This is a genomic window from Paenibacillus sp. 2KB_20 (genome assembly GCF_052115765.1).
Classification (GTDB): domain Bacteria; phylum Bacillota; class Bacilli; order Paenibacillales; family Paenibacillaceae; genus Paenibacillus_AQ.
Window position 1 is genome coordinate 14,347 of the sequence record NZ_JBFRHH010000014.1, and the last position, 23,602, is coordinate 37,948.

Annotated in this window: 21 protein-coding genes; 16 read left to right on the top strand and 5 right to left on the bottom strand. The window is 47.0% G+C overall.

The features are described from left to right. Nucleotides 1–2 precede the first annotated feature (2 nt). The 3 genes from AB4124_RS27920 (at nt 3) to AB4124_RS27930 (ending at nt 4,284) form a co-directional block, all read left to right on the top strand. Complete coding sequence (locus tag AB4124_RS27920; RefSeq protein WP_441974863.1) at nt 3–1,346, top strand: ABC transporter substrate-binding protein; 1,344 nt, start codon at nt 3–5, stop codon at nt 1,344–1,346. 24 nt (nt 1,347–1,370) lie between these two features. After that, complete coding sequence (locus AB4124_RS27925) at nt 1,371–2,969, top strand: response regulator (RefSeq protein WP_441974864.1); 1,599 nt, start codon at nt 1,371–1,373, stop codon at nt 2,967–2,969. Nucleotides 2,970–3,312: 343 nt separating this feature from the next. Further along, complete coding sequence (locus AB4124_RS27930; RefSeq protein WP_441974865.1) at nt 3,313–4,284, top strand: ring-cleaving dioxygenase; 972 nt, start codon at nt 3,313–3,315, stop codon at nt 4,282–4,284. Nucleotides 4,285–4,401: 117 nt separating this feature from the next. Here the strand turns inward: AB4124_RS27930 and AB4124_RS27935 are convergent, their stop codons facing one another. Beyond that, complete coding sequence (locus tag AB4124_RS27935) at nt 4,402–5,355, bottom strand: helix-turn-helix transcriptional regulator (protein WP_339270444.1); 954 nt, start codon at nt 5,353–5,355, stop codon at nt 4,402–4,404. Nucleotides 5,356–5,485: 130 nt separating this feature from the next. On the opposite strand from AB4124_RS27935, the gene AB4124_RS27940 reads away from it, so the two are divergent. Further along, nucleotides 5,486–6,379, top strand: coding sequence for an SDR family oxidoreductase (locus tag AB4124_RS27940; protein WP_441974866.1), 894 nt, complete (start codon nt 5,486–5,488; stop codon nt 6,377–6,379). A 184-nt stretch (nt 6,380–6,563) separates the two neighbouring features. Here the strand turns inward: AB4124_RS27940 and AB4124_RS27945 are convergent, their stop codons facing one another. Beyond that, entirely contained in the window at nt 6,564–6,821 is a 258-nt protein-coding gene (locus AB4124_RS27945) for a GlsB/YeaQ/YmgE family stress response membrane protein (RefSeq protein ID WP_076325633.1), read from the bottom strand. Nucleotides 6,822–7,017: 196 nt separating this feature from the next. Here AB4124_RS27945 and AB4124_RS27950 point away from each other — a divergent pair, with 196 nt between their 5' ends. From AB4124_RS27950 to AB4124_RS27995, 10 genes are all read left to right on the top strand, one after another. Beyond that, nucleotides 7,018–7,752, top strand: coding sequence for an acyl-[acyl-carrier-protein] thioesterase (locus tag AB4124_RS27950; protein ID WP_441974949.1), 735 nt, complete (start codon nt 7,018–7,020; stop codon nt 7,750–7,752). 62 nt (nt 7,753–7,814) lie between these two features. After that, complete coding sequence (locus tag AB4124_RS27955) at nt 7,815–8,507, top strand: response regulator transcription factor (RefSeq protein WP_441974867.1); 693 nt, start codon at nt 7,815–7,817, stop codon at nt 8,505–8,507. Between the two features lie 9 nt (nt 8,508–8,516). Then, nucleotides 8,517–9,503 carry a sensor histidine kinase gene (locus AB4124_RS27960; protein WP_430108584.1) on the top strand — a complete coding sequence of 329 codons (987 nt, stop codon included), beginning with the start codon at nt 8,517–8,519 and terminating at the stop codon, nt 9,501–9,503. A gap of 582 nt (nt 9,504–10,085) precedes the next feature. Next, complete coding sequence (locus tag AB4124_RS27965) at nt 10,086–10,856, top strand: ABC transporter ATP-binding protein (protein WP_053489936.1); 771 nt, start codon at nt 10,086–10,088, stop codon at nt 10,854–10,856. Beyond that, nucleotides 10,831–12,759 (top strand): ABC transporter permease, encoded by a 1,929-nt coding sequence (locus tag AB4124_RS27970; protein WP_441974868.1) that lies wholly within the window; start codon nt 10,831–10,833, stop codon nt 12,757–12,759. Before AB4124_RS27965 ends, AB4124_RS27970 begins: the two co-directional genes overlap by 26 nt. Nucleotides 12,760–12,846: 87 nt before the next feature. Beyond that, nucleotides 12,847–13,662: an MBL fold metallo-hydrolase gene (locus tag AB4124_RS27975; protein ID WP_441974869.1), complete on the top strand. Its 816-nt coding sequence runs from the start codon at nt 12,847–12,849 to the stop codon at nt 13,660–13,662. A gap of 288 nt (nt 13,663–13,950) precedes the next feature. After that, complete coding sequence (locus AB4124_RS27980) at nt 13,951–14,610, top strand: response regulator transcription factor (RefSeq protein ID WP_441974870.1); 660 nt, start codon at nt 13,951–13,953, stop codon at nt 14,608–14,610. A 3-nt stretch (nt 14,611–14,613) separates the two neighbouring features. Next, a complete protein-coding gene (locus AB4124_RS27985; protein ID WP_441974871.1) occupies nt 14,614–16,014 on the top strand; it encodes a sensor histidine kinase in 1,401 nt (466 codons plus the stop codon). A 61-nt stretch (nt 16,015–16,075) separates the two neighbouring features. Further along, nucleotides 16,076–17,164, top strand: coding sequence for a hypothetical protein (locus AB4124_RS27990; protein WP_441974872.1), 1,089 nt, complete (start codon nt 16,076–16,078; stop codon nt 17,162–17,164). Nucleotides 17,165–17,418: 254 nt separating this feature from the next. Beyond that, complete coding sequence (locus tag AB4124_RS27995; RefSeq protein WP_441974873.1) at nt 17,419–18,843, top strand: N-acetylmuramoyl-L-alanine amidase; 1,425 nt, start codon at nt 17,419–17,421, stop codon at nt 18,841–18,843. A gap of 191 nt (nt 18,844–19,034) precedes the next feature. On the opposite strand, the gene lepB is transcribed toward AB4124_RS27995, so the two are convergent. Beyond that, nucleotides 19,035–19,505 carry a signal peptidase I gene (lepB, locus tag AB4124_RS28000; RefSeq protein WP_441974874.1) on the bottom strand — a complete coding sequence of 157 codons (471 nt, stop codon included), beginning with the start codon at nt 19,503–19,505 and terminating at the stop codon, nt 19,035–19,037. Nucleotides 19,506–19,968: 463 nt separating this feature from the next. On the opposite strand from lepB, the gene AB4124_RS28005 reads away from it, so the two are divergent. Next, a complete protein-coding gene (locus tag AB4124_RS28005; protein WP_441974875.1) occupies nt 19,969–20,904 on the top strand; it encodes an NAD(P)/FAD-dependent oxidoreductase in 936 nt (311 codons plus the stop codon). 266 nt (nt 20,905–21,170) lie between these two features. Here the strand turns inward: AB4124_RS28005 and AB4124_RS28010 are convergent, their stop codons facing one another. Both AB4124_RS28010 and AB4124_RS28015 read right to left on the bottom strand, forming a co-directional pair. Next, a complete protein-coding gene (locus tag AB4124_RS28010; protein ID WP_441974876.1) occupies nt 21,171–21,626 on the bottom strand; it encodes a hypothetical protein in 456 nt (151 codons plus the stop codon). A 256-nt stretch (nt 21,627–21,882) separates the two neighbouring features. Then, nucleotides 21,883–22,107, bottom strand: coding sequence for a hypothetical protein (locus tag AB4124_RS28015; RefSeq protein WP_441974877.1), 225 nt, complete (start codon nt 22,105–22,107; stop codon nt 21,883–21,885). A gap of 196 nt (nt 22,108–22,303) precedes the next feature. On the opposite strand from AB4124_RS28015, the gene AB4124_RS28020 reads away from it, so the two are divergent. After that, complete coding sequence (locus AB4124_RS28020; RefSeq protein WP_441974878.1) at nt 22,304–23,320, top strand: zinc-dependent alcohol dehydrogenase family protein; 1,017 nt, start codon at nt 22,304–22,306, stop codon at nt 23,318–23,320. Nucleotides 23,321–23,602 lie beyond the last annotated feature (282 nt).

Consider the following 23,602-nt stretch of genomic DNA (forward strand, 5'->3'; position numbering starts at 1 on the left):
GCGTGAGATGGTTTTGGACTTGGGGCTGGATTGTCGGATATGCCACGCTGCTAACGCTGTCTGTCGCGTGGGTTACGGTGCAGAGTCAAGGACCAGCCCAGGAGGAACAGCCGGAGAAAATTACGCTGACGTTCCGGCATTTCTGGAACAAGGAGCATGACAAACCGGTGCTGGCTATATTCGAGAGTATTGTCCGCACGTATGAGAAAGCGCATCCCAATGTAAAGGTGAACTTTGAGAGCATCGATCAGACGATTCATCGGGAACAAAAGCTGAAAAGCGAGATGGTCACGGGTACGCCGCCGGATATGTTTGTCCTGTTCGGCGGAGCCGAGATTATGCCGTATGCCAGATCCAACCGGCTGATGGATTTAACGGATTTTTTGCAGGATACCGGTCTGAAGGAGCAATTCAAGGATCTCCACCATTGGACCTTCGACAATCGGATCTACGGCCTGCCCTTTGAGGGGCACGCGGAGCCGATCTATTATAACCGGGCTTTATTCCGGAAGCTGAATCTGGAGCCTCCGAAGACGCTGGCAGAGCTGAATGAGGTGATTCGTAAGCTTCGCGAGAACGATATCATTCCCTTTGCGCTTGGGAATGAAGACCGCTGGCCGGCAGGGATTTTTGCGCATTATTTCATGGATCGATACGCGGGGCCGGAGCTGATTGACCGGCTGGTTGAAGGAGAGGATCAGGTCAGCTTTGTGCATGAGTCATATTTGGAGGCGTTTGAGCAGCTGGAGTCGTGGATCAACGAAGGGGCGTTCAGTCCGAACGCGAATGATATTTCCACTGAAGAAGCGATAGCCCAGTTCACTGAAGGGAAAGCAGCGATGTATTTGAACGGCAGCTGGGATATTACGCTGTTCCGGAATGAGGATCATCCGGATTTTCAGAACGAGGTAGGCGTCATTCCCTTTCCGTCCCTTCTTCCCGGTGAAGAACGATCCTTGGCAGGCGGATACACCATTGGCATCGGGCTGTCATCGGATATGGATGAGTCGAAGAAGCAAGCGGCTTTGGAGCTGCTGGGCATGTTCTATACCCCAGAGGTGCAGACGCGGCTGGTGTATGAAGGGCTCCGCGTCCCTTCGATGAAGGTTGCCTATGATTCGAAGAAAACCGGGCCGGTGTTTGCTCAGGTCACGGAATTGATGGAGGAATCCACGAGTACCTTTCTGCCATATGACAACAAGCTGTCACCTGAGGTGAACCGTTTATTCCTCAAAGTGATCGAGGATATGATTGGAGGACGGACGCAAGCGGCCGGCGCACTGGAACAGATACAGAAGTCCTCGGTGCGCTATTGGCAGCTAAGGCGAAACACGGTGCCGGAGTAACCAAAAGAGACAAGGGGGAACGTCATGGGCGGATCGGATGGAAAATTCAGAGTCATTCTGGTTGATGATGAGCCGATCATTCTGCGCAGTCTAAGGGCAGCCATTCCCTGGGATGAGCTGGATCTGGAAGTCATAGGGGAGGCCAAGACAGGGGACAGCGCTCTCAAGCTGGCGCGTGAAGTGTCGCCGCATATGATCATCAGCGATATTCGGATGCCGGGAATGGATGGCATTACGCTCATGAAGGAGCTGAAGGCAGATCAGGCACGGCGGATCATTATTTTCATTAGCGGGTACGGAGAGTTCGAATACGCAAGAGAAGCGCTGCGCGAAGGGGCTTTCGATTACTTGCTGAAGCCGATCGATCACGATGAGCTGACGGAAACGCTAGCCAAGGCGGCCAGAACCCTGGAGAAGCAGATTGCGGATGACCACATGATGCACTCGATCAAGGTTTTATCGCTGCTGGCCCGGGAGAGGATGCTGACGGAATTTATCGAGGGAAATCGAAGCCCCTTGCAGCATATGCAGTGGCTGGAAGAGAGCGAGCTGGAGCATGGATACACGATGGCCGTCATTCAATTGGATCATTACTTGCGGCTTAACGAGTTGTGGAGCATGGATGAGAAGCGCCTGTGGCTCTTTGCGGTACGGAACGTCCTCGAGGAATGGTCTTTGCAGCATGGCGGACTGACGGTATTCCCTTTCCGCAGCGGTGAATGGGTGCTGCTGTTTCCGAACCTGACGAAAGAGCGGCAGGAGGATATCGGCAGGGATCTGGTGCAATTGATCAAGCGGAATACGAAGCTGTCCTGCTCGGTCGGCTTCAGCCCCAGCATGACCGGGATTGACCGCTTGGGAACGGCTTACGAGACGGCCGTCCGCGCCTTATACCAGCGGTTCTATTCCGGGGAAGAGGGGGTGTTCCTCGGGACTCCCAATTCCATTATGGAAACGGCCAGCGAAGCAAAGTATCCGAAGCATCTCGAGTCGCTCATGGTGGAAAGCATCCGCACGCTTCACAAGGAACGGCTGCTGGAACTTTTTGATGAGACCAAGGCTTACATCGAGGAGCGTGCCTTTAGCCGGGAGATGACCGAGCGGGTGCTGCTGGAGATGAGCGTTGTGCTGTATCGGCAGTTTGAGCATATGAAGGTGCTGTTTGAGTGGTCGCTGGAGGAACTGCTGCAGGAGCTTCATGCTTCCGGCACCCTTCAGCAGCTGATGGATGTCATCAAGAGCCATTTCAGCAAGTGGATTGCCGAGAGCCGGTCCGGGCAGGCCAAGGACAATGTCCAGGCCGTTATGGGTAAGGCCAAGGATTATATCGCGGAAAATTATCAGAAGGATCTCAGCATTGAAGAGGTTTCGGAGCTGGCGGATTTGAGCATCAGCCATTTCTGCACCCTGTTTAAGGCAACAACGGGATATACGTTTCTGGAGTACTTGACGGAATGCCGGATCGAGAAGGCCAAAAGCATTTTGCTGAATACGGATGTTAAGGTATACCAGGTAGCGCCGCTGGTAGGGTATCAGGACCCTCGATATTTCACGCAAGTATTCAAGAAAATAACAGGGAAAACACCCTCCGAGTATCGCGAAGAGGCGATATCCAAGACATAAAGAGGCGATGATTCGTTCGTGGTGTTACTGGGCCAATCATGTGAGGATAGCCTTCAGCATAGCAGGGAATGAATAACAGATCTATTTTTTCCGGGTTTGATCAGGGAAAAAGGAGTTCTGTTATTTTTATTTTAAATATCTTAATATTAAGACTTGACGATTCCTGAGTTAAATACTAAACTGAAATTAAGCGCCAGATGCACACGATAAGTTGAAGAAGCAAGGGTGAAGGTGCTTTTTGATTAAGGTGCTTTTTGAATAAGGCGTTTATCCAACAGGACAGGTGCCTGAGATAGTGTTTTGTTAATGAAGAATAAATCAAATATAGATGGAGGTTGAAGTCATGAAGTTTAAAGGAATTCATCACGTATCTGCGTTAACGGCTGCGGCTTCGCGGAACTTCGAATTTTATACGAAGGTTCTTGGCATGCGGCTGGTCAAGAAAACGGTGAACCAGGACGATGTATCGGTATACCATCTGTTTTATGGCGATGAAAAAGGAAACCCTGGGACGGAGCTGACCTTCTTCGAAATTCCGATGGCAGGCCGGACCCGCGAGGGAAACAACAGCATCTCGGCAACATCCCTCCGCGTACCTAGTGACCGCGCTTTGGAATATTGGACCCAGCGGCTGGATGAACATGGGGTAGAACGCGAGGAGATCAAGGAACGTGCCGGCCGATTGACGCTTCTCTTCAGAGATTTCGAGGGCCAGCGCATCATTCTGGTCTCGGATGAACATAATGAGGGAGTTCCTGGGGGCATCCCTTGGGAAAAGGGACCGGTTCCTGCGGAATACGCTATCATCGGATTAGGTCCGGTGCAGCTGACTGTACCTAATCCAGTGCAGACCGTCAAGGTATTGACGGAGCTGATGGGCTTCCGTTACAAAGGTCAGTATGCCTCGCCAGTAGACGGGCAGGCGGACATCCTTGTTTTTGAAACAGGAGAAGGCGGCACGGGAGCGGAAGTGCACGTTGAAGAAAGAACGGACCTTCCGCAGGAGCGGCTTGGTCGGGGCGGCGTTCATCACGTTGCATTCCGCGTAGAGGACGAGGAGGAGCTCCGAGCATGGATCAACCGGATTGGCGATGTAGGATTTTCGAATTCGGGGTTTGTTGATCGTTTCTATTTCCGTTCCTTGTATTTCAGAGAGCCTAACGGTATTTTGTTCGAGGTAGCTACTGATGGCCCGGGTTTTGACACGGATGAGCATATCGATCATCTCGGCGAATCCCTTGCGCTGCCACCGTTCCTTGAGAAGAAGCGGGTACAGATTGAAGCCAACCTAAAGCCTCTCCATACCATTCAATAATGAGGAACATATATGCGCAGCAAAAAGCACCGGGCAAGCCTCCCTTTTGAGGCATTTGCCTGGTGCTTTTTTTAGATAGCAGAAAGAAAGTATGTCGTTAGTCGTTTTTCTTATGATCTATTCATATAGCCGTGAAATGGCTTTTGCGGCTGTGCTGACATGCTCACGCAGCTCCTGCGGGGCCATCACCTCGATTTCCGCTCCGCAGCTTAGAAGAAATGCTGAGGCCGATTCTAAGGTGTTGAATTCCAAATCGGCTGCTATCCATCCGTCGTGCTGGCTTTCCATGTCGCATCGGATTATTTTTACGTATCGCTCGCGCTCAAAGCGCTTGATCAGAGAGACGGTCATTCGAACCTGTGCCGGATACTGAGGAAGATTCTGCATGAACCGTGCCAGCGACTCCTCCCAATACTCGGATAGATTAAAATCAGCCGGGCGCTCGAAGGTATCCTCGGACATGACGGCATCCACGATTCTCGATACACGGTAGGTTCGCATATCGCCTTCGGATTCCGCTACCACATACCAGGTGCTGCGTTTGGCAACTAGGCCGAGCGGATGAATGATTCTTTCGACCCGCTCCTCTCCCTTCATATATTGAATACGGGTGATACGATCCAGCCATAGTGCCTCCTGAAGCACTGTAAGATACGGATGCGATTCACGGTAGGAGTGCCAGCCTGCGCCATCAATATGGATTTTCTCCCGAATGATTTCGGCGTCCTGCCGAATGGAGCGGGGGGAAGAGGCCAATAATTTCTGATAAGCCGCATCAAACTGTTTGCGGATTCCCAAATCTCCGATGAGCGGACTATGACTGGAGACCAGCAGGGAGATAAGCTCGTCAGGCGTCATTCCGGTCAGGTTCGTTCGATAGCTCTCCTCCAGCACCCAACCGCCGAAGGAGCCCCTTTCCGCATAGACGGGAATACCGGCCGAGCTTAGACTTTCCATATCTCGTATGATGGTTCGTTCCGATACCTCGAGCTGCTCCGCTAAATAACGGGTGTTCTTCTTACCTCCGTTCTGGAGCATCAGCATAATGGACAATAGACGATCCGCCCTCAAGTCATGTCACCTCTTTAATATCTGTAGAAGATAATTGTATTGTAGCACGGATATAAGACAAGGGATGTCATATATGACTGATACGATAAGGATGTTGAGAAAATTCAGTATACAGGTAGGAGGTTACGCTATGAATAAGAATGAGCACAAGCCATTACAAGGTAAAGTAGCCGTCGTTGCTGGAGCGACCCGAGGGGCTGGCCGCGCCATTGCGGTGATGCTGGGTGCCTCTGGGGCAACGGTGTATTGCACAGGACGGAGCGTACGGGGGCAGCTATCGGATATCAAGCGTACCGAGACCATTGATGACACGGCGGATATGGTCACGGCGCGAGGCGGGATCGGCATAGCTGTGCAATGTGACCATACCGTGGAAGAGCAAGTAAAAGCATTGTTTGAACGGATTCGCGAGGACCAGCAAGGACGACTGGACATCCTCGTCAATGATATATGGGGAGGCGAGAACCTCACGCACTGGAACATCCCGTTCTGGGAGCAGTTTCTATCCGATGGATTGCTAATGCAGGAGCGAGCTGTCACCACACACATGATCACAAGTTATTACGGTGTTCCGCTGATGGTGGAGAACGGTAGGGGGCTGGTTATTGAAGTTACGGATGGATCTACGTATCGGTATCGCGGGAACTTGTATTACAGCCTGGCAAAAATTTCGGCGATTCACCTTGCTGCAGCCATGGCGGAAGAGTTACGTCCATATCAGGTAACCGCGCTGTCCGTTACACCAGGATTTCTGCGTTCCGAACAAATGCTGGATCACTTTGGTGTTACGGAAGAGAATTGGCAGGATGCCACAGCGCAAGAGCCGCATTTCATAGAGTCGGAGACCCCGTATTTCCTGGGACAGGGCATTGCGGCGCTTGCGGCCGATCCCAATGTTGCCGACAAGAGCGGCAAAGCGCTAACAAGCTGGGATTTATCGGATGAATACGGGTTTAGCGACATCGATGGACGCAGGCCGCATTGGGGCAATTATGCGAAGAAGCAAGGACTTCCTCTTTCTTAAAAAGAAAGGGGAGCATGAAAACAGGGTGACCTACCGCCATGATAGCGAATAGGTCACCCTGTTTTGTTGTGGATTCTCATTCGTTCATTCGCGAATACCGCTGCGTAATCTGGATCGTGCAGTTGCCGGTGAGTCACACCATGAAATCCAAAAATCCATTTCAATCAAGTTAGGTTCAATCAAGTTAGGAACGGCCGCGTCTCATCGAACCCATGATCAGGCTGACGATAAAGACAAGCACGACGGCACCGATCAGAGCAGGCAGGATGTAGAATCCTCCCATTTCCGGTCCCCAAGACCCGAGCAGAAGTCCACCCAGCCAAGCACCGACAAAACCGGCAATGATGTTACCGATGATACCGCCGGGGATGTCTCTGCCCATAATCAAGCCTGCAATCCAACCAATGATACCACCAACGATTAATGACCAAAGAAAACTCATTGTTTATCACCTCGTATAAGTTATAGTTGTTTGTGCCTTACTATTAACCAAAGACGTGATTTTTAAACCGGATGATGACAAAATCACTTTTTTCCAGCAGACGAAATACCGTGTCATGCTTTGATAAACGCCGGGTATTTGATTATGCTTGAAATAGGGTTAGTCTGAAAATAATAAAGGAGCTGGCATGGGACTTATGGTTGAACAATGGACAGAAGAATATACGATTCAATCGGTTGATGCAGATTTTAAAGGGGATTGCCGTTGGTCTTCGCTGCTCAGTATTTTGCAAAGAGCGGCTGACCGGCATATTGAGGCGCTCGGGATCAGTCGCGAGGAGATGATCGAGCGGGGCATGGGCTGGATGCTGATTACACTGGAGCTTGATATGCGGCGCATGCCAAGGGATATGGAAACCGTATATGTGGACACCTGGAGCCGCGGGGCCAAAGGGGCGCTGTGGCATCGGGATTATCGGATAAAGAACGGCGATGGAGAATTGCTGGGCGAGGGCCGCTCGGTATGGGCGCTGGTGGATATTCATAAACGGAGAATTTTGCGTCCGTCCATGTTTCCATACGAGGTGCCGATCGGTCAGGAAACGGTTGGAGAACTGCCAAGCAAAGCCGTTTTGCCGGAAGGGGTACAGCTGGATGAGGCGTATACCTATACGGTCCGGTACAGCGGAATCGATACGAATGGTCATTTGAATAATGCCCGTTATGCAGATCTGTGCTTTGACGTGTTAGATGAGCAGGAGCTTCGGGAAGGGCAAGTGATCGGCTTCAAGATTACATATCTTCACGAGGCCAGACTGAAGGATACGATGCTGATCAAGCGTTCGGTCGAAGAGAACAATCGGGTGTATGTGCAGGGCGCATCGCCGGACGGAATCAACTTTTTTGAAGCGGCTATCGTTAGGGAGTCATAACCATCAGGCGAACTCTTTCGGAAGGGGAAAGAGCGGCCTGACGCTTCATGGAGGGTGAACGGATGTACAAAATCATGATTGTTGAGGATGACCCGAAGCTGGCGGGGATGCTGCAATCGCATATCGAACGGTACGGAAATGATGGGAAAATCATCGAGGATTTCGATCATGTGCTGGAACAATTCCACGAGATAAAGCCGCATATCGTTCTGCTCGATGTGAATCTGCCAAGCTTTGACGGATATTATTGGTGTCGCCAGATCAGGTCGGTATCCACCTGTCCGATTATTTTCATATCCGCTCGGAACGGGACGCCCGATCAGTTAAGGGCACTGGAGAACGGAGCGGATGATTATATCACCAAGCCGTTTGCTTACGATATCGTCATCGCCAAAATCCACAGCCAGCTGCGTCGCGTATATGGCGATTATGCAGCAGCATCCGCCGAGCGTACGGTTGAGAAGGACGGGCTGGTCCTGTATCCCGAACGGATGGAGCTGATTCTCGAGAATCGGACATCCTTACTCACGAAAAAAGAAACAATCCTCCTGGAGACGCTGCTGAGCCGGAGCCCCCGGCTGGTCACACGCGAGACGATTCTGGAGAAGCTGTGGGATGATACGTTCGTTGACGATAATACGCTGAGCGTGAATATTAACCGGGTACGAAAACGGCTTGCGGAGTTAGGGATTGAGAATGCGCTGGAAACGATCCGTGGCTCCGGGTATCGGCTGCACACGGTTTGGAAGAGGTAAGGGAAAGCTATGAAAAAGCTGTTTTGGCGTGAGCAACTGCCCCTGATTCTATTTACGGTCGCCGAGTTGTTCGTCGTGCTGCTCGTATTCTGGTATGACGGTTATGATCATCCGGTGACAGCGGCTTATGCCGTTTTCCTCGGTCTGACCATTCTGGGCGGATACTTGGCATTCCGGTACTTCACGCACCGGGATTTCTACGAGCGGCTGTCACAGCCCATCAGGTCGCTGGAGGAATCGATCAAGCATAATGAATCGGCCCCGCTGCCTACGGCCCTTAGCGAGCTGATGGAAGAGCAATACCGTCAATACCGAACGGTCATGGAAGAATGGGAGCGCCGGCGGAAAGAGCATATGATCTTCATGAATCAATGGGTGCATCAGATGAAAACGCCGCTGTCCGTCATTGAGATGATCATGCAAGAGGATGATAACGACTCCTTCAAGAGTATATCCGAAGAGTCCGACCGGATTCGGCGCGGGCTGGAGATGGTGCTCTACATGTCCAGGCTCGAAACCTTTGAGCAGGATTTCAGTGTGGAGCCTGTGAAGCTGCAACAGGCGGCAGTCGATGCAGTTCACGAGAATAAGCGTTATTTTATTCACAGTTATGTGTATCCGGAAGTCCGGATTGATTCGGATCTCACCGTCCAGACGGATGCCAAGTGGCTTCGGTTCATCCTGCTGCAGCTGCTATCCAACGCCATCAAATATTCCGCCGGTACCGGACTTAAGGTGACGATCCAAGCCCACCGGAGCGAGGATCACCGCCATGTCGTGCTGGAGATCACGGACCGGGGGATGGGCATACCCAAATCCGATATGAAGCGGGTGTTCGACCCGTTTTATACCGGGGAAAACGGACGCAAACTTAAGGAATCCACCGGCATGGGCTTGTATCTCGTTAAGGAGGTCGTTCATAAAATGAACCACCAAATCGAGCTGGAATCCGAGCCGGGGAGAGGAACGACCGTGAGGTTGATATTCTCGGGGTGAGACTCGGGACAAGTAGTCCTGTTAGCGTCTGACTGGTGATGGCTTATGATGTTAAGTAAGGTTGTTGGCTGTTTAAAATTAAAATAACAGTATGGATTTAGGCGCCGAGTAGGGTCAATCAGACAATATTTAAGTCATTCTTAGATTATGGAGCGGTACAGTAATCCACATAAATACTTTATGATAGCACCTTATCTCGGATAAACGATGGTTATTGAAATCATCATGAAGCCCTGAGATAAGGTTCTTTCTTTTGTTTTAAATAATGAGTAGGTATCGGCACGCACCAGCGAAAGAGGACGAAACGATTCCGAAGAAGCGAAGCGGTCGCCTTTGCACCCGAATTTTCACCACAGTGTAATCGTTCAGAAAATTTGGGGGCAACAGCGATCGTAGGAACGTTACGTAATCGGAGCGGTCTTGAGAAGCGCATAAGTGACGTTTTTGGTGCTCTTTTACTTTTAGTAAATATGAATCTTACACCGATGTAAGATTGGTGAAAGAGTGATCGATAGGAGAAGCTCCGGGAATGCTATACACTAACCTTACAAGATATGAGATAACGAAGGTGAGGTTTACAAGATGGAAATACTAAACGTGCGCAATCTGGGCAAAGTCTACAAGGCCGCGGTGTCCCACGAGGCGCTTTCCAATATCAATTTGAGCATCAACGAAGGGGAATTCGTTGGCATTATGGGACCATCCGGCAGCGGAAAAACAACGCTGCTCAACATGATCTCCACCATCGACCGTCCCACATCCGGGGAGATCCACATTGGCGGGGAAGATCCGTTCCGTTTATCCCAGGATAAACTCGCGATGTTTCGCCGCCGTGAGCTCGGGTTTGTCTTCCAGTCCTTCAACCTGCTGAATACGCTGACGGTGAAGGAGAACATCCTGCTGCCATTGGCACTGGATGGCGTGGATTTGGATGAGATGAACCGCAGGGTGGGCATATTGGCCGAGAAACTAGGCATTACATCGATACTGAATAAGCGGACTTATGAAATCTCGGGGGGACAGGCGCAGCGGACGGCCGTAGCACGGGCGATGATCCATGTACCGAAGCTGGTCCTGGCCGATGAACCGACGGGGAACCTGGACTCCAAATCGGCGCGCGACGTCATGGAGATGATGGACCGGAGAAACAAAGAAGACAAAGTGACGATGCTGCTGGTCACCCATGATCCGGTTGCCGCAAGCTACTGCAATCGGGTGGTGTTTATCAAGGACGGTCAATTGTACAACGAAATCACGTACGGTGAGAGCCAGTCGGCCTTTTATCAAAAAATCATCAATGTGTTATCGCTGCTGGGAGGTTCGGGACATGAATTTTCGCCAGTTCGCCATTAACAATGTCCTGCGCAGCAAGCGGACATATATCGCCCATTTTCTGAGCAGTGCCTTCTCGGTCATGATTTTCTTTACCTACGGGTTGCTCTCGTTTCACCCGCAGCTGAAGGACGGCCTGGTCTCCTCCAGCGATACCATGTCCTTGTTGGGTACGATGGGCATGACAGTATCCCAGTACATTGTGTTTGCCTTTTCGTTCTTTTTCCTTCTGTATTCGGTGGGAGCGTTTATCAAAGTCCGAAAGAAGGAATTCGGTATTCTCCTGATTCTCGGGATGTCTCGCAAGCAGCTGAACCGGATGCTGTTTATCGAAAATATACTGATTGGCGTTGCGGCAATCGTAGCCGGGATCGGGACAGGTGTGCTGTTCTCGAAGCTGATTCTGTTAATCAGCGCGAAACTGCTGGCCGTGGAGAACGGACTTCCGTTTTATGTTCCGCTCAAAGCGCTGATCATCACGGCAGCGGCTTATGCCGTCCTATTCCTGCTGATTGCCCTGTGCTCGTCGTTCATGCTGCGGAAGGGCACACTGCTTGCGCTCGTGAAAGCGGAGGAAAGTCCCAAACCGCAGCCGAAGGCATCACCTTGGTTGGCCGTGCTGGCTGTTCTGTTGATTGGTGCCGGATACGGCATGGTTATGGCTTTTGCGATTCTCCAAATCTTTAATTTTATTCTACTGTTTGGAGGGGTTGTACTCGTTATCATGGGTACGTATTTTCTCTTCACCCAATTCAGTGTTTATTTTATGCGGTATTTGCAGAAGAAGGAGCGATTTTTCTTCCGTGGAACCAATCTGCTGACGGTATCGGAGCTGCTGTACAGAATCAAGGACAATGCGGTGATGTTCTTCCTCGTTTCGGTCATTTCGGCGTCTGCCTTTACAGGGATTGGGACTACGCTCGCGATCGGGGATCCGGGACTGTCGGCCATGGAGAACCCTTATGCCTATACGTATTCGATGTATGAAGAGGATGCGGACAAAGGGAATCGACATCTGGATATCATCAAGGAGGAGCTTAAAAAGGGCGGATTCGATTACAAGGAAGCGGAGGTTACCCCGATTTTCTCGGATAACGGGGTGATGTTGATTAAGCTTAGCGAATATAACAGCCTCATTCAGTCGCAGGGTTACCCGGCAGAAACATTGGGTGACCTTGAAGGGATCTTGACTCCGGGAACGGTCTCGGAGAAGAACAGCTACCGAATCGACGGTCCCTTGAATGATCAGTTCGAGATATTAAACGGCAAGAAATCGGAAACCGTAAAGGTGCTCAAAGCCGAAACGTTCATTGCTGTACCTGCAGCCTACGGCGAGACACTAGTCGTATCCGACCGCTTGTACGAGGATGCGTTCCAGGCACAACAGGATCAGGATTACGGTTATGCGGCATACCATACATTTTACGTAAAGGATTGGAAGAATACAGGGGATGTGTCTAGAGCGATTTCTGATCGTCTCAACGAGAATGAAGACTACAGCTATTATCTAAAATCATTGTACTTGGAGTGGAAAAGCGCCCAGCAGCAGAACGGCATTCTGCTTATGGTTAGCGGCCTGGTCGGCATTGTCTTCTTCACCTTCGCGGCAAGCTTTGTTTATTTCCGACTGTATGCGGATCTTGCTCGGGACGAACAGCAGTATCGCATGATTGCTAAGGTCGGCCTTAGTAAAAAAGAGCTTGGCACCATCATTACCAAGCAGCTTGTCATTATGTTTTTCCTGCCGATGCTGATCGCACTCATTCATAGCGGCGTTGCCTTCGTAGCCTTGCAGCAGCTGGTAGACTTCTCGATTGTAGGGCACAGTTTGAAGATCTTTATCTTCTTCCTGAGCATCCAGGTCATTTATTTCTTTATCACTCGCTGGCGTTATCTGGATCGTCTTAACAAAATCATTCAGTAAAAAATCGCCATTTCTTCGTTGAAAAGTGCCAAAACGGGTATGTTATTACAAGAAGCACTTACAACGAGAAGTAGGGGCGATTCCATAATGAATGATCACAGCATGTTAAAGACGGGTGCCGTAGAGACTGAAGAGATTACGCCGGATATTCTATCTTTGCGTACTGTAATGGTGAACGTCCAGATGATCGGTACGCCTGGAACGGGAGATTGGGTACTGATTGATACGGGACTCGGAAATTTTGAAGGCTCCATTGTAGAAGAAGCGGAGAAAAGATTCGGAAAGCCGCCGGTTTGCATCGTGCTTACGCACGGCCATTTTGACCATGTCGGGAATGTGAAGGCATTGGCGGACCGCTGGAGCGTACCTGTCTACGCTCATCCGAGCGAACTGGCGTTTCTTACGGGAAAAGAAGACTATCCACCAGGAGATCCAAGCGTAGGCGGCGGATTGATGGCCCGCGTTGCTCCGATGTATCCGAACAAAGCCATCGATCTGAGCTCCAGGATACAACCTTTGCCGGAGGACGGCAGCGTGCCGGGTCTTCCTGAATTCAAATGGCTGCCGACACCAGGCCATAGCCCCGGCCACATCTCTCTGTTCCGCGAACGGGACCGAGTCCTCGTAGCGGGAGACGCGGTGATTACGGTGAAGCAAGAGTCGGCGCTAGCCGTCATCGAGCAGGAGAAGGAGCTGCATGGTCCGCCGATGTATTTTACGCCGGATTGGGATCTCGCGCGGGAATCGGTTCGCCGCCTGGCAAGCCTGAATCCCGAGGTTCTGATCACGGGACACGGGGTCTCGATGCGGGGTGAGGAGCTTACGGCTTCACTTGCACGGCTGGCCCGGGACTTTGATCGTTTGGCCGTTCCCGAGCAAGGCCGATATGTGGATAAGGAATGAATTGAATGAGAACGGATCTAATTATCCGTTTCATGATATGAACGATTTATAAGCTAAACGAGACACCTTGAGGGCGATGACCTTGCGGTGTTTTTTAATATGAGGCAGATTGTAATATGAAGTGTCTATATTAACTTGATACACACTTGGTGATGAACAGGCCGAAAAGTTCTATATAAATAAGAATGCGCTTAAAAGTTCGCGGAAATCGCGTATTTTTTATTTTATGGATATAATTCTTATACTAGGCATGCGACAAGATCTTATATTCATAGTGGAGGATTAATGATGGCAAAAATATTGGTAGTTGAAGATGAAAAACCGATTAGCGACTTGATTACAATGAATTTAAAGCTTGTGGGGCATCAGTTTTTTAAAGCTTTCAATGGGATGGAGATGCAGACAATTCTGGAACAGGAGAAGGTTGATCTCATTTTGCTCGACGTTATGCTGCCCGGTTTGGACGGTTTTGAGCTCATGAGACGCAATCGGCATTTAAATGTTCCGGTTATTTTTATTACCGCTAAAGATTCATTATATGACCGCATTACAGGGTTTGAACTCGGCGCGGATGATTATATTATTAAGCCTTTTGAAATTTTAGAGCTGCTTGCACGCATAAATGTGGTTTTACGTCGAAACGCACAGGAACATGACGGATTTATTGCGGAAGGGGTTGATGTCCGTTTAGCGGCACGGAAAATTTACAAGAACGGACAACTTATCGAATTGACTGCAAGAGAATTTGAACTGTTGGAGGTTTTGATTCAGAACAGAAATATCGCGTTGTCCAGGGAAAAGCTGTTGGAGCTTGCCTGGGGATATGAATTTGAAGGCGATACACGCACCGTGGACGTACATATCAGGCAGCTTCGCAAAAAATTAGGGTGGGAAGAACGCATAAAAACGATTTATAAGCTTGGTTACCGTCTTGAATCGGAGGGATGAGGCATGCGATTTTGGCAGAAAACACTACTAGTCGTGCTTATCTTGTTCATTCTGACCCTTGATGTAAGCGTAATTATGATTATGAAAAAAAGTTGGAATCTTAACATGGAAAGAGAGATTCAAAGGGCTTCTAGTGAGCAGGCATTAATTGCCAACAACATCTATGAAAATTTGAATTCAATCAAATCCCGGGGGATGTCCATTAATGATACCGTATTATTTGATGTTGCACGCTCTTATGCAGATTATTATCGGCAGCAGGGAATCGCTTTACAATTATGGGATCAGGGGCAGTTAGTGTATAGTGACGAGTCTGCTACGAAGGACATGCCCGTAATGCCAAATGAACAAGCAGATGAAGAAACGGTACACGAAGTTATCATATCCAAAGAGCTGCCATCTCCTTACAATCACCTCTTGCTGACATACCGGCGGGATATCGAGGAGTTGTATGCCAAACAAGCCGAATTAAATCGTTATTTTGTTTTTATCAATTTTATCGCCAGTCCAATTCTTATTATTTTGCTGTATATCCTGATCCGACAATTAACGAAACCTTTGCGGTTATTATCCAATACGACCAAAAATATCGCAGAAGGAAATTATGGTGAACGGGTGACTTTAAAGAACAACGATGAATTTGGTGAATTGGCGCAAAATTTTAACCAAATGGCCGAAGCTGTTGAACGTCATGTAACCGAGCTTTCTGCTATGGCTGAGGCAAAGCAAAGAATTGTCGATAACCTGGCTCACGAATTGAGAACCCCTCTGACAAGTATGCAGGGTTTCGCCCAATATTTGAATTCCGCAAACATTGGCGAAGAAGAACGAATGACGGCTAGCGGTTATATCTGGAGCGAAACATTGCGCTTGAAAAATCTGGTCTTTAAGCTGCTGGATCTCTCCATCCTAAGTCACCAGCCGATAGAACGTACACCTGTGTCAGTTGTTGATCTGTTTGAATCCGTCCGGCGAACGGAACACAATAATTTGGAGATGGCTGGTATTGAACTTGTCCTGCAGGTTGAACTCGACAGCGTATGGGGGGATCGTGATCTGTTAGCGTCTTTTCTGATCAATTGCATTGAAAATTCAATTCACGCTTCATCCGAGGGTTCCGAAATCAGACTTCTTGCTTATGAACAGAATTCCACAGCTGTACTGGAGGTGCGCGACTTTGGGAGAGGTATGAGCGCCAAGCAGGTGGAACATGCGTTTGAGCCATTCTATCGAGTAGACAACGCCCGGTCGAGAGTACATGGGGGAGCTGGGCTTGGTTTATCTTTATGCCGTCAAATTGCGGAGGCGCATCAGGCGATGTTGTTTCTCGAATCCGAGGAATATATCGGCACAACCATCCGAATTAATTTACAACTTCATAACAACAACCTTCTAACTCCATAACATATTTAAATTAAGGTATGCATAGGCGGACAAGCCTACTTAAAAAGTGGAGGTTTTAACTGTGAACAAAAAGAATGTCCTGGCGGCCCTCGCTATAATCGCCATTTCTGGGGGATTGCTTGCAGCTAGCACGTTTGCTGTCCTGCATTTTGTTCCCACACCTGTACCTGAACTGTATGGGGAATCTAAGCGGCAAGGAATACCCCCAATGACTTTAGCAAACAGCAAGATACCGATTTTAAAGGTAGAAGCGTCAATGCCGGCAACGACAGTTAAAGAATATCTGGAACAAACGATGACGGACGAGGATATTCAACAAATCTATCATTATTTTGACAACATCAAGGTTGAAGTGGAAGCAAGTAACCGTAAAATAACTGATCCGGAGGCTAAAAGGTTGGAGGTACTGAAGGAACAATATATTTATGAAGGCGTCCGTCCGCAAAAGCCTTTGCCCCTTAAAGAGGGAAATTATAGTTTCTATTTAGACTTGAGTAAAGCAACTTATGTATATCCCGAGCGGCTTCTGACAGATGAGGAATTATTGCAGTATATTGATTGGCACTCCCGAGTGAATTTTGCTCTGAGCAAACGGATTGTCAAACCCCAGCCCGATTCGAAAGATATAAGTGAAGCAGATGCGTTGGCAAAGGCTCATGACAGTGTAACTCGTCTGTTTGATGTCGATGTCTCCAAACTGAAAGTAACCATATTGTATAATAAATTTGGCCCTGGGCAAATTGGAGAATGGTTTGTTCATTTTCAGCCTTACAAGGTGGAGACACTGCAAGCTAGCGGTGAAACTTTTTTTATGTATGATGTATACATAGATTCTTTGACTGGGAATGTGATTGATACGACTCTTTTCAATTCTAGCTATAAGAGAACACCAATCACAGCGGCTATGAAAGAGCAGATCAAACAGGATCACAGCTGGATCGATGCAGCTAAAACCATAGTAAGAGAGAAACAGGGGGATACTCGTGCAATCACAAATGCGTCAATCATTGAGGATGTCAAATATGATCAACGCGGTATTGTAGCCATAACCATCAACTTGGAAGACGGTAACAAATATATAACAGAATTGCGATATCCCGAAAAAACGTTACGATGTCTTTTATATGAACCAGTTCCAAAGAAGATATAGTCATAGGATATGTTTTATATAAAACAGAAAAATGTTGCATGTGATAACATAGAACTCTTTCAGAATTGGTTTGTCTAATTAAATCATCTACAATGTATCATCAGACAAAAATCCCATTTCTATATTGAAGTGGGATTTTTGCGTCCATATAGCCAGCACTATGCTTAACTAATCTAACCTTATCGAAGATAAACAAGTTAACTTTTTAAGAATATATTAAAAATATTTGCTAAAAGAAATCATAGTAGGGGTGCATGATGAAAAAAACTATTCTCTTAATGATTTTATTCCTATTCTTTCTTATCAATTTACCAGATCAGAGTAATGCAGCAGTTGGCCAATCTAAGATCATATTAGACGGTCAGGAAGTGATTTTGCCTTCTGATGTCCAGGTCACAGTGATTAATAAGCACGTGATGGTCCCGATTCGTGTTGTTGCTGAGAATCTAAAGTTTGGTGTGGATTGGGATCAAAAATCGCATTCTGTAACAATCCAACAAAACTCGAAGATAATCTCTTTACACGTTGACCAAAGAGAAGCGAAGGTAGCAGGGAAGCCCGTATTACTGGATATTGCTCCTCAAATTCTGAATAATAGTGTAGTCGTTCCGATACGCTTCGTAAGTGAACAGATGGGACTGTCTGTGAGTTGGGACAACAAAGATAAAATTGTACATCTGACAAGCAGCACCAATAATTCCGCTCAAACTGAAGATTCCACTCCCAATTCAGAAAACAATGAAAAAGTATCGTTAAAACATATCAACGAAATTAATTTTTTGAATAACCAACTCGTTGTAAGCATGGATGGAAAAGTTACCCCAATCATTTCACATTTAAAAGACCCTAATCGAATTGTTTTTGATTTACCTAATACAACGTTTGGTGATTTATCTCAACCATTAGATTCGGGATCTATGGGGAAATTGGATGTTAGTGGTCAACCCCATGTATCGGAAGTGAGATATTCGTTATTTAGTCGTGATCCAGATCAAGTCAGAATCGTGATTGAATTAAAACACGCTAATACAATTCAAGTAAATCATGAATTTATCGGTGAGCAACTGGTTATTGATTTAAACGATACCAGCGATTTCGAATCTCCTATTCAAGCGCCATCGGCAGGTAATCAGGGCAGAAAGATTGTAGTGATCGATCCGGGACATGGAGGAAGTGATCCGGGGACGACAAGTATCTCTAATAAACATGAGAAGGATTTTAACCTTGCTTTATCTCTAAAAGTACAAGAACTCCTTTTGAAGGAGCCTGAAATCGAAGTATGGATGACCCGCGATAGTGACGTGTACCCTACCCGAACGGAACGTGTGCAGCTCGCCAATAAAATAAATGCCGACGTATTTGTATCTATACATGGAAACAGTGTTCTCGAATCACCTCAAGCCAATGGTACAGAGACTCACTATTATCAGCGAAGCAGCAGTAAAGAGCTGGCTGATGCTATTCACAAGCGTTTAATTAAAGCGATAGGTCTGAAAGACCGCGGTGTAAAAGATAACAGTTTTCAAGTTATTAGAGAAACGAAGATGCCTGCTGTTCTATTGGAAGTTGGGTTCCTGAGCAATATCTCCGATGAAAAAGCGATGCTATCCAATACTGTACAATACAAAGCTGCTCAAGCTATTGTCGATGGAATAAAAGAATATCTGAGCATCAGGTAAGTAAAACAGGGAAAATGCAAACTGGCTATGTTTATTAAATTGTTGATATGTGGAGATTGTTTTCGGAAAACGAAGGAGGACTAGAACTTTAATCGATTATAGGAACCGCATTTTATCACTCAACGCTCGTTGAAAAGAATACATAGAATTTTTCCATTAAAATTCTTTAGTAACCCCTAGCCCCTAGTACTTTACCTTGAATATTTATTTTTTAAAGGAACGGGGCCAAAATGACGACTGTCCACACTTCTTTCCCAATTATCACCTAAGACAAATATACGTTCTTTAGGAATTTTAATTTTAACCATATTCTGTTTAAAAAAATCATTTTCTTCCTGAGTTAATTTAAAATTAGAGTCACTTTCTTTTTGTTTATCAATGTATTCCTGCTCAGTTAGACCGTATTTTGCTGCCACACCGTAAAAACCATCAAGTTTTTTGTCATTGACATAAACCACTCCTTTTTTTATTTCCACATTATCCCCCTCACTTGCGATAAGTCTAGAAATATAATGATCAGCTAATTTAAAATCTGGGTTATCTTTAAATCCCTCGAACTCTGGAGGTATAAAATAAACAATATCGCCCGGCTTCATGATCATATGGTCAATTTCCGACATTAGAAAAATCAAAATAATACCAAGAATCCACTTTCTTCTCATCTCAGCACCTCCTGCTGTAGTACTTCCGGTCAAATCATAATATGCACTCTATTAAATTAAATGAGTCCATATTATATGAACTATTTTATTCAACCACGGATACATGTCTTCCACTCCATCTTTAATGTATTCTGAGATGTTTACTGAGTTTTGCTCAGTTAGTAATCTCCCATTCATAATATCTGCCTTTATTCTCTCTGAAATTGTTGTGGTAACATTCACATCAGGATTAAACGTTTGCCATGTGTATCCCGTGTTTCTATTATTGCGGTAAGTGTTATTTTCATGAACGATGTTAGCTCCGCTCCCATACACTCTAAAGTTTTCCGTCGTTTGCCTGACGCTACCCCTTAAAGAAAAACATTCTTGACAGCTTTCATTATTTACAGTTATTATAGACCTATAATATCCATTATATAATCGTACTCATTTCACTAAGAGATCGTTATAAGGAGGAAAGAACATGATGAATCGCAATACTTCAGAAGACCATGATGATATCTTCGATGTGGCGGTGGTAGGGGCAGGAGCTGCAGGGCTAAGTGCAGCACTGTTTCTCACTCGAGCTCGTCGCCGAACAGTCATTTATGACGGAGGACCCGTTCGTAATTCAATGATCTCTAAGATTCATGAATACCTTGGGTATGAAGGAAGTACACCGGCCGAATTCCTGGAACGTGGGCGTTCCGAGGTGGTAAGCTACGGCGGAGAAATTCGCAGTGAGACCGTATTGAAGATCGAAGCAAGGCGCGATGGGCTCTTTGATGTCTGGGGCAGCAAGATGAAGATCACGGCTCGGGCCGTAGTACTGGCCACAGGGCTAGTCGATGTGCTCCCCATGGTGCCTGGCTTAAAAGAGGGGTTGGGCAAGTACGTTCATCTGTGCCCATGCTTCAGCGGATATGAAGTTCGGGACAAACCTTTCGTAGCCTTTGGACTACCGGAGCGCCTTGCCCAGCTTGGAAAGTTCCTGACCGCGTGGTCTTCAGACGTAACGGTCGTAAGCCCACACGAGTTCGACTCCGAAACGCTGACAAGGCTTGATGGATTCGGAGTCAAAACCGTTCAAGACGAGGTGACCGGTCTGGTAACGGAAGGGGACCAACTCGTCTCCATCGCCACAGCGAGCGGCACGGAAGTGCCATGTGAAGCAGTTTTTGTGGCGGCCCCTTTCAAAGCTGCGTCTGAACTGGCTGCCTCTCTCTGTGAAGTAGACGAAGCCGGTTTCGCAGTTACCGATACGTACGGAAGAACGAGCCGACCAGGAGTATGGGCGATCGGGAATGCTACGGATCAGCTTGCCCATCTCGTTCATTCAGCCGCCTCCGGTGCGAATATTGGACCTTGGGTCGTTGACTATTTGCTTGAAACATCCCTGAATCCGAAGAAGAAAGAATAGGCACGGATGACCGAAATTTCTTTTTCGCGCGCCCAGGCGCTGACGGTGAATCGGCTGATGGCTGCGTATTTTGGAGACATGGACCACGCATCAATGGTGAAATTAATCGAGTCTCTAACTATGTGAATACAGTGCTGCGACACAAACAAATAAAAAGATAAAAGCATCGCTTAAGCCTCTGTAAAAGCTTAAACGATGCTTTTTCTATATTAGGGTATTGCTAAATCAAATCTATTTCCGATTTTTCCTTTTAAAACCGTTTTCTATTACCGGAACTCATCCTTGTGTCCGCCAAACTGGAAACCGAATTGACCACTATAACCGCCTAAATGGCCCCCGGCATCGAAGCCAAAACCATGTCCCCCACCAAGATGTACACCGGTATAACCACCGACACCATATTTTCCACCAAGATATCCACCTGCATGAACTCCCATCCCATGACCACCACCGAGTTGGCCGCCAGCATGAACTCCTACTCCATAGTCACCGCCGAGATGGCTCCCAGCATGAGCTCCTATTCCATGGCCACTCCCGAGATGACCACCGACAAACATACCTGCTCCATAATCACCCCCAAGCTGTCCACCAGCATGAACACCAATGCCATGTTCGTAATGATTGCTATTAGAAGGATAAACGCCATAATATGGTGCAGGATACGGATAATAAGATGGTTGAGGGGATTGACGATATGAGCATAAATATGGGTTAATTATCATTAATAAGCCTCCAATCTGATCGATGATTGTAGCTTATTCAGAACTAATAAAACATGATACTTGACCATTCCAATATAGGAAAAATACAGAATACAGGGTCTGCAAGGGCTTCATATTGTCGAGAATCCCTGTCCTTTTTCACCTCAGCCCAGTAGAATATCGAACGTAGGCTGTGGCCTAGAGGATTTTTTTAGATGTCTACTTGACGGGGGGAACTTCATTCAGCGGTAGCCTCTTGTTTATGGTTGTTGAGCTCTTAATCCTGGGCTGGATCCTCATCCATGCCGACCCCTGAATCAAATGCACTGTCCTGCGGAACTTTCGTGAGATCTAGCTTTAGCTTCACTTGGTCATTGATATTCCCATACCAGGCCTCAAAGGAGTCATCCAACTGCTCCTCTCGATCACGATCCTCGTTCACATCTGAATCAACTTCGATTATATTACCTAATACCTCGTAGTCGTCTTTGGGGTGGATCATACTTTACTTCAACTCCTTCGTATACGAATTGAATTAAAATTCCCTATACAACTAATTTTATACATGGTTTTCTTTTATAGCTTAGGTGAACAAGCTGATAAAACAAAAAGAGGGTGTCCATCGTCATTTTTATGCTAATTACAATTCGACAGCTATTCCATTAATCTAACGGGCTGCAAGGATAATTCAGTAAGGAGTGAGACGCATTAAGGAGTTTAATTCTTTACAGTATAAGAAGTTTGGAAATCCTCTTGAGGTGTTGGAATTAGAACAACGAGTAGACGATATACAACTTCAGCACGACGAAATAGTGGTTCGAATGATTCTTAGTCCAATCAATCCTTCTGACCTAATTCCGATTCGAGGTGCCTATAAACATCGAATTCAGCTGCCAGCAGTACCAGGATATGAAGGGGTTGGTGTTGTTGAAGCTGTTGGTTCATCCGTAACAACATCCCTTTTAGGTAAACGGGTACTGCCTCTACGTGGTGAGGGAACTTGGCAACAGTACGTGAAAACAAAAGCCAATTTTGCAATTCGAGTTCCCGTTGAAATTAATAACGAAACAGCAAGCCAAATGTACATTAACCCTATGACAGCGTGGCTTATTTGTACAGAAGAATTGCGGTTAAAGTCTGATGATGTGTTAATTGTAAATGCTTGCGGTTCTGCAATAGGACGTATTTTTGCACAGTTTTCAAAGGTGTTTGGATACAGATTGATTGCGGCGGTAAGAAATGATAGACATACCCAGGAACTGCATTCGCTTGGTGCTTGGGCGGTAATTGACACGTCTAAAGAATGGCTTGTCCATCGAGTTTTGGAATTGACCTGTGGGATGGGGGCAACGGCCGGTATTGATAGCATTGGCGGGCAAGATGGACACGACTTGATTGAGTGTATCCGTCCAGGTGGCACAGTCTTAAGTATTGGTCTTATGTCAGGAACCCAAATGAATTGGGCTCAGATACACCAAAAACATTCTAATATCAGAGTGAAGCCATATTGGCTTAAAAGATGGATTGAAGGTATCTCCGATGTTCGGTGGCATGAAACTTTTGGTGATGTATTCAAATTGGTGATAGATGGGGAATTGACTATTCAAGCACCAAGAACGCGTTTTAGTCTACGGGAATATGAGAAAGCAATTATAGAAACCCAACAAAGTGGTCACACAGGGAAGGTGATTTTGGAACCATTTTTATTCAACTAACGCGCTAATGGTCTTCGTTCGCATTAAGAGTTATAACCGGCCTCGTAAATGTACTAGGCTGGAAGTCCGATCACGAAGCCTTCATGGAAGAATTGTCGTACTTTGATTGATAATGCGTCATGACAGATATTCAATATGGAAATGATGAACGGATTTGTGCGAAAATGAAGGTGATGGTAATCCGGCTTTTTAAAAAAATGATGAGCTGACGTGAACCTGAACACGTTCTGATGCATCTAACATATGTAAGGCCAAGAAAGTGTTGCAGAGGAGGTCTCCCAA